Origin of the sequence: Acidisoma sp. (genome assembly GCF_035492295.1) — a bacterium.
In the GTDB taxonomy this organism is placed as follows: domain Bacteria; phylum Pseudomonadota; class Alphaproteobacteria; order Acetobacterales; family Acetobacteraceae; genus Acidisoma.
Genome location: NZ_DATJJK010000183.1, coordinates 1 through 7,408 on the forward strand (window position 1 = coordinate 1; position 7,408 = coordinate 7,408).

Consider the following 7,408-nt stretch of genomic DNA (forward strand, 5'->3'; position numbering starts at 1 on the left):
CTCCCGGTCCGAGACATCATGACCTCAGAAGCCGGTCTCTATTCGGCGTAGTCAGGCTCTTCCCGATCCAGAATGCGACGCCAGGCATCAAGATGCTGGCGGGAATCAAAGCGATTGCTCCATGGACCATTATAGTGGTCACGCAGGCTGTCGTTCAGTCTCCGCAGCGGAAGGCCTGTATTCATGGCCGTCATCTGATACATGCAGGTCCGTTCGGCCATATAGAGTTCGTCGAATGCCTCGTGGATCGTCCCGCCTACGACAGTAACACCGTGGTTGCCCATCAAGAGAATGGTCTTCTCGCCGAGAACATCTGCGATCCGCTGACCTTCGTTCCCATCCAGAACAGGCCCGTTGTGCATCGTATCATAGGCAATTCGATCATATAGGGTAATGCTGTTCTGATGCGCGAGCTCAAGAATGCCGTGATCGAGCATGGAAAGTGCCGTAAGATATTGCGGATGCACATGTAGAATGCAGCGCGCTTGCGGGTGTCGCTGATGGATACGGGCATGAATCTGAAAGGCAACCTTGCGTAGCTCGCCGCGTCCTTTCAGGACCCGTCCATCGAGATCGCAAAGAATGAGTTTACTCGCCGTCACCTCGGCGAAATGCAGGCCACGCGGATTGATCAGGAACAGATTGTCACTGCCTGGCAGCATGACGCTGTTGTGATTGGCGATCTGTTCATTCATCCCGAGCCGGCCGAGCACGCGGAAAACCGCGGCAAGGTCCCGTCGGCACTCCCATTCGACATCGTCGCTGCGATCAATATCCACCATCGGAAGCTCCTAATTTCTTCCGCAGGACGCTAGGGGCGGACCTAGCCGATCGGAAATGCCAATTTCTGATCTCTTGATGCCGAGGCAGCATCGACCGTACCCCAGTGCGGCAGGCGCCTGCTTCAACGCACGCCCATCCCCGGATGCTGACCCAGGAATGGGCGTGTTTTGACTGCTATTCCCGATGAATGGAAATCATTTTAATCTCTGTCATCGCCTCCAGCGTGAGCATTCCGCCGAGGCGACCAAGACCGCTCTTGGTCCCGCTCCCGCCACCGAAGGGTAGATGCAGCTCCCAATAGTTGCTGGCCCCATTCACGTTCACGATGCCAGCAGGAATCCTCTCCGCGAAGCTGAGCGCGCGCGCCATGTTCTCCGTGAACACACCGACGCTCAGGCCATATTCGCTGTCCAGCGCCAAATCCAACGCCTCGGCCTCGCTATCAAAGGTGAGGATCGGCACGACAGGGCCGAATGTCTCCTCCCGGTTGATACGCATCGACCGCGTTACACCCGAGAGAACAGTCGGTTCGAAGAAAAGATCACTGCCGAGGTCGGGCCGCACCTTGCCGCCGGCCAGCAGTTTGGCGCCGGACGCCACCGCGTCATCCACTTGTTCGCGAACCTTCTGAGCGAGCTTCGGATTGTTGAGCGGTCCCATCGTCGTGCCCTGATGCAACGGATCGCCAAGCTTGACATCGCGAGCGATCTCCACGACGCGGCGGGCAAAGGTATCGGCAATATCGCGGTGGGCCAGCACGCGCCCCGTTGCCGCACAAACCTGTCCGGCATTGAGGAACGCCCCCCGCGCCGCCGCTTCCGCCGCACGGTCAACCATCGCATCCTCGAAGACGATGACCGGCCCGTTGCCGCCGAGTTCCAGCAGCATGGGCTTGCCCGCCCCACGCTCGGCGATTCGTCGGCCGGTTAAGGCGCTGCCTGTGAAGCCGATGCCGTTGGTATCCGGATGGCTGACAATCTCGTCTCCAACAGTCGCCCCTTCGCCGATCACGAGATTGACGACACCAGGAGGAAGCCCGGCATCTTCGATCGCGCGCATGAGCATCACGGCGCACATGGAGGTCGTGGGTGCCGGAACCCAGACGATGGCATTCCCGGTCGCGATGCCGGGGGCGAGATATTCTACGGGTATGTTGACCGGAAAATTCCAAGGCGTGACGACGGCATAGACGCCGCGCGGCTGCCGGATGGTCATTACCAGCTTCCTCGGATCTTCCGCCGGCATGGTGGCGCCACGCATCTGCATGACAAGGGAAGCAGCCAAACGAAAACCACTCGCTGCCTTCGTGACCTCGGCAATTGCTTCGGCAAGCGGCTTGCCCTGCTCCAGGCTGACGACTCGCGCAATCTCATTCCGACGCTCATCAAGCTTGGTAGCGACCGCTTCGCAGATTTCGGCCCGCTTCCACACAGACGTTGCCGCCCAGCTGCCTTGAGTTGCTCGGGCGGCCGCTATAGCGCGCTGCGCCGTTTCGCGTGAACTCTTCGGCAGCATGCCGATGGTCTCGCCGTTTGCCGGACTGATCGCCGGCATGGTCTCGGGTTCCGATACCCACTGTCCGCCGATATAGTTCTGCCAGTTTTCCATCGCCTTCGATCCCACCTTCTAGTGCTGCTCGCCGGGTGACGGATGCCACCAACAGCCGCCGACCACCACGCCTTTCGACAAGAGTCTTTGCGACCCAATCACAAACTCACCCAATACATCTTCAAAGGGAAACTCGCCCTCCTGGACTGAGAGAATCGTCGCGTCGCCGACACTTCCCGGTCGAAGACCGCCGAGCTCAGGCCTTCGCAAAGCAAACGCCGGCGCCGAAGTCGCTCGAGCAATTATGTCCTGGAGTTTCATTCCGAGGCATAAGAACTTCGACATCGTGGTCACTTGATCATAAGCTGGACCGTTGATGCAGAGTTGATGCACGTCAGAAGAGATGACATCCGGAGGGAAGCCGGCCGCCATCATTGCCCGAGCGGTTTTCCAGGAAAACGACCCCTTGCCATGACCGATATCAAAGATCACGCCGCGGTCGCGTGCCTTCAGGACTTCGGACCTCACCTGCCCCTTCCCATCAATCGGCGCGTTCGGGAACGGCCTGTAACAATGGGTCAGCACGTCACCGGGTCGCAGCCGTTCTACCACCGCCTCGTAGGTCGGAGGTGGTTCGTCGATGTGAACCATCATCGGCAAACCCGTTTTGTCGGCAACCTGGAGCGCAATATCAAGCGGTGCGATGCCGCTTGATCCACTCGCTATGCGCCCGAGGCGAACCTTGATGCCGACAATAACATCCCTATTCGCCTCCGCGACCTCCACCGCGTCACATGCAGCCATAAGTCGCATATCGTGACTCTCTCCAACCATGATGCGGTGTGAGAATGCGTAGATGCCTGCGAAGGAGATATTGAGATAGGCAAGGATGCGGACGGCGCTTTGATCAATGACGTGCCGACGAAAGCCGGGAAAATTTCCGGGGCCGGCCGACCCCGTGTCAACACTGGTCGTCACGCCGCTGAGGCGCGCATACTCTTCCGCATCGATGCCAAGCGAAGTGCCGCCCCAATAAACATGGGTATGAAGATCGACCAGTCCAGGGGTGACGATGTGACCGGAGACGTCATGGATACTGTCCCCGCTCAGGCCATCGCCAAGGCCGACGACCACACCATCGGCAAAGGCGACGTCGGTCACGCAATCCAAATCCTGAGACGGATCGATGACCCGACCGCCTCGCAGAACGAGATCCGCCGCCATCATGATACCGCTCTATGAGAGTTGTCACGATGCATGGTCATTGCATGTTTTCTCTACATGAAAAGATGATCGCACACTGCCGATCGTTATGCGCCTCTCCAACCACGCGGTGATGGTTCGGTGGCACTGTCACTCCTTCCCCGAAGACGGCCGTCGCGCAGCCAGCACATGGCGCGCGATACACAGGTCCTGAACCGACAATCCCGAGCTGTCAAAAATGGTAATTTCTTCGCCCGACCGACGCCCCGGATGGCGCCCGGCCAGAACGTCTCCGATGGCAACGAGCGGCGCGCTTCCCGCTGCGTGTTGGAATTCGCCAATGCTACGAGACTGATTTGGGAAGTCACAGAACAGCGACGCCCGCGGAAAGAGCGCCGGTGGCATTTCTTGCTTGCCTGTCGCGTCTGAACCCATGCTGGCGAGATGCGTCCCCGGACGAACCCAATCAGCATCGAAGAGCGGAGCGCGGGACGCCGTTGCCGTGACGATGATGTCGGCGACGGCGCAGGCCGCCTTCGCCTCCGCGACCTGGGCATCCAGCCCCAGCGCGCTGATCGACGTGGCCATGGCGGTTCCGCGGTCGCGGTCTCGGGCGACGATCAGGACCCGCTTCAACGGACGTATCCGGGAGATCGCCGCGCATTCGTAAGCGGCCTGATGACCGCTGCCGAAGATCACCAATGTCGAGGCGTCTTTGCGGGCCAGCATGTCTGCGGCAACGGCATCTGCCGCGGCGGTACGATAGGCGTTGAGCTTGCCGGCCTCCATCGCGACCGTGAGGCGGCCGCTCTCCTGGTCAAAGAGCAGGATCATGGAGTTATGGCGCGGGAACCCGCGATCCAGATTACCGGGCCAATAGGAGCCGACTTTAAGGCCCGCAAGATCGGCAGTGGCCGCAGATTTAACAGTGAAGCGGTTCCGGCTCGATGATCCATGGCCGAGGACGACGGGAAAGTTCACGGTCCCTTCGGCGCAGGCGATCTCAAGCGCTTCCTGCGCCGCGGCGAATGCCATTTCATGGGACGCGAGCGCTGCGGATTCTTCTTCCGAAATGAACAACATCGCCTGTCCCCTCACCAGCCACGGAACCGCGGCCAATAGGCCAAATCGTTGGATTCGTTCGCGGAAAGCACGTGATAGCCATCGAACTGGGCCGCGGTTGCACAGGCGTGGTTCGGTAGGATATGGAGCTTTGTGCCGATCGGCAGATCGGGTAGCGGCGTTTCGCTGCCCGGCCGGACGGCGACCACACCATGCTCCTGGTTTGCCGTGACGACGATCAGGTCCTTCAACGGTCGCCTTTGACCGTCGCAAACAACGCCGAACCCCTGGTCAATCGCCTGATTGGCCGTACCCCGATCACGCGACATCGCCATCCAGCCGGCGTCCACGATGATCCATCCGCGCTCCTTTTGATGCCCAATGACGGTCGTGAGGACCGACAAGGCAATGTCGTCCTGTGTGCACACCTCGATTCCCGCCATGAAAAGATCGAAAAACACATAGACGCCGGCCCGGACCTCCGTGACACCGTCCAGATTCCGGGCGGCATGGGCCGTGGGGGTCGAGCCCAGACTGACGACTGGGCATGGCAGGCCGGCCCGGCGCAGCGTCTCGGCGGCAGCGACAACGGCGGACCGCTCCTGTTCCGCGAAGGCAGCCTGGGCTTCGGCGCCCACCGCAGCGTAGCTCTCGCCGGCATGGGTAATGACGCCGCGCAGCCGCGCCCCCTTGGCCAGAATTTCGCCGATCTGCACGAGTTTTGGGTCATTGGCCGCGAGGCCGGACCGATGCCCGTCGGAGTCAATCTCGATCAGCGCCGGAATCGGCTCGCCGCTGAGTCGAGATGCGGTCGCTACCGCCTCTGCCTGGACGATGGAATCCAAGACTACGGTGAGATCGCAGCCCATTGCCCGAAGACTTAGGACCCTCTCCAACTTGTCCGGGGATATCCCTACCGCGTAAAGGATATCCTTCACCCCTGCGGCGCCAAAAACCTCGGCTTCTTTCAGCGTTGACACGGTCGCCGGTCCGATGCCGTCCTTGAGGACGCGGCGGGCCGCTTCCACCGACTTGACCGTCTTAAGATGCGGTCGGATCTCAACGCCGAGCGGTTCCAGATGGGCGCGTAACCGCATGATATTCCGACGCATGCGCGCTTCATCGAGAATCAAGGCAGGTGTGGGAAGGGCAAGCAATGGAGCGGTCGTCATGGGCGAATTCCACGCAAAGACACATGAGGACTGATAGCCCCGCCCATGACCAAGCGCCATTTCAGCAAAGGCTCATATTAGGTTAAGTTTGACCTAAATGGTCAGTTCATACGATTTGCAGTTCTTCTCGGTGCTGAGCGAGGCCACGTCGCTCGCTGCCGCGTCGCGTGCGCTTGGAGTGAGCCCCTCCGCCGTGACGCAACGCCTCCGCTCGCTGGAGAGCCGCGTAGGCGTTCGCCTCGTCGATCGGTCGAGCCGCCGCCTGCAATTGACGGCCGAAGGACATCTGCTCGCCGCTCAGGGCACCGCAGTGCTCGCGCAGATCGACGCACTCACCGAAAATCTAGGCCGGCGCCGAGATGCCGTGACAGGCCACCTCCGCGTCGCGGCTCCTTTCGGATTCGGTCGCCGCTATGTCGCCCAGGTCATGGAGAGGCTGCGGACGGCCTATCCGCAGGTGGAACTCACCCTGTCGCTGTTCGACGATCCCGGGCACCTGCAGAGCGAGAGTTGGGATGTCCTGGTCCATGTTGGTCCGCTGACTGATTCGACGATGACAATGGTCCGGCTTGCTCCCAACCGGCGCGTGCTTTGCGCGGCCCCGAGCTATATCGAGCGCCATGGATTGCCGGAAAGCCCAACCGACCTTCGAGCCCATATCTGTGCGGTGATTAGAGAGAACCGGGATGACGCGACATTATGGTCATTCCGGAACGCCGAAGAGGCTGCCGTTACGGTTCGCATTCAGCCGGCCATGAGCAGCAATGACGGTGAGGTCATCAAGCAATGGGTCTTGGCCGGTCTGGGTATCACCGTGCGATCGGAGTGGGATGTCTCGGAGGAACTCAACACCGGCCGCCTGGTGGAGTTGCTGCCGGACTGGCGCTTGCCGGATGTCGATGTTGTCGCTCTCCTCGCGTCGAGGAGTGGCCGGGTGGCACGGACCGATCGCTTTCTCGAGTTTGTGAAGGCGGCGCTCCAGCCACCCCCTTGGCGTTCGACCGTAGCCCGATCAAGATAGTCGACGGAGCAGGCCCACCGCGGCATGACAGCTCGGACTAATCCGAGGTTTTGCGCCGCACGACAAATTGGAACTACCGCTCACCTATCATCGCCTTTAGCTTCACAACCGCACTCGCCGGGGCCGAGAGAACGGGCCGCCGCGTGTGGGACTGTGCAGCCGATTCAGCTGTCGCCATGGAGAAATGCGCGAGCAGGATCGCATCACAGTGATCAAGCCCGGCTGTTGCCCGGGCGATAAGCTGGTCATGGGTGGCCAGGTCATTGGCCATGAGCGCGGCACGGCCGCCAGGGACAATGACGGTTTCAAGCGTTGCTTCCGAGCCTGCCGCCTGCGCCATCGTGCGAAACTCCTCCTCCATGGAAGCGACCGCCGGTTCGAAGGTTGCGAGCATGCCGATGCGACCGCCAATCGCCAGGGCGGCGTCGAACATCGCTTCATTCGGCTTCAGAACCGGGATGGATAGTTGCTGCGCCGCCAGCTCAATACCCTCACCGAATGCCGAGCAGGTGAAGAGGATCCCATCTGCCCCGCTCCCGGCGGCATATCTTGCCAAATCCACCATGCGTTTCGAGAGAGCAGGCGTTTGAGCGCCCGCGGCCGCGCGATCGGCCGTGAG

Annotated in this window: 7 protein-coding genes; 1 reads left to right on the top strand and 6 read right to left on the bottom strand. The window is 60.9% G+C overall.

Annotation, left to right across the window (positions count from 1 at the left end; all coding sequences use genetic code 11):
- Positions 1-38: 38 nt before the first annotated feature.
- From VL752_RS13490 to VL752_RS13510, 5 genes are all read right to left on the bottom strand, one after another.
- A complete protein-coding gene (locus VL752_RS13490; protein WP_325356077.1) occupies positions 39-782 on the bottom strand; it encodes a class II aldolase/adducin family protein in 744 nt (247 codons plus the stop codon).
- A gap of 175 nt (positions 783-957) precedes the next feature.
- Positions 958-2,391 (bottom strand): aldehyde dehydrogenase family protein, encoded by a 1,434-nt coding sequence (locus VL752_RS13495; protein WP_325356079.1) that lies wholly within the window; start codon positions 2,389-2,391, stop codon positions 958-960.
- An 18-nt stretch (positions 2,392-2,409) separates the two neighbouring features.
- Positions 2,410-3,558, bottom strand: coding sequence for an amidohydrolase/deacetylase family metallohydrolase (locus tag VL752_RS13500; protein WP_325356081.1), 1,149 nt, complete (start codon positions 3,556-3,558; stop codon positions 2,410-2,412).
- Between the two features lie 126 nt (positions 3,559-3,684).
- Positions 3,685-4,617, bottom strand: a complete 933-nt coding sequence (locus VL752_RS13505; RefSeq protein ID WP_325356083.1) for an ornithine cyclodeaminase family protein — start codon at positions 4,615-4,617, stop codon at positions 3,685-3,687.
- 11 nt (positions 4,618-4,628) lie between these two features.
- Positions 4,629-5,708 (bottom strand): alanine racemase, encoded by a 1,080-nt coding sequence (locus VL752_RS13510; protein ID WP_325356085.1) that lies wholly within the window; start codon positions 5,706-5,708, stop codon positions 4,629-4,631.
- Positions 5,709-5,865: 157 nt separating this feature from the next.
- Between VL752_RS13510 and VL752_RS13515 the strand changes: the two genes are divergently transcribed.
- On the top strand, positions 5,866-6,789 hold the full coding sequence (locus tag VL752_RS13515) for a LysR family transcriptional regulator (RefSeq protein ID WP_325356087.1): 924 nt from the start codon (positions 5,866-5,868) through the stop codon (positions 6,787-6,789).
- A 73-nt stretch (positions 6,790-6,862) separates the two neighbouring features.
- Here VL752_RS13515 and VL752_RS13520 read toward each other — a convergent pair.
- Positions 6,863-7,408, bottom strand: a 546-nt coding sequence (locus VL752_RS13520; RefSeq protein WP_325356089.1) for an aspartate/glutamate racemase family protein, incomplete at its 5' end; no start/stop codon positions are given.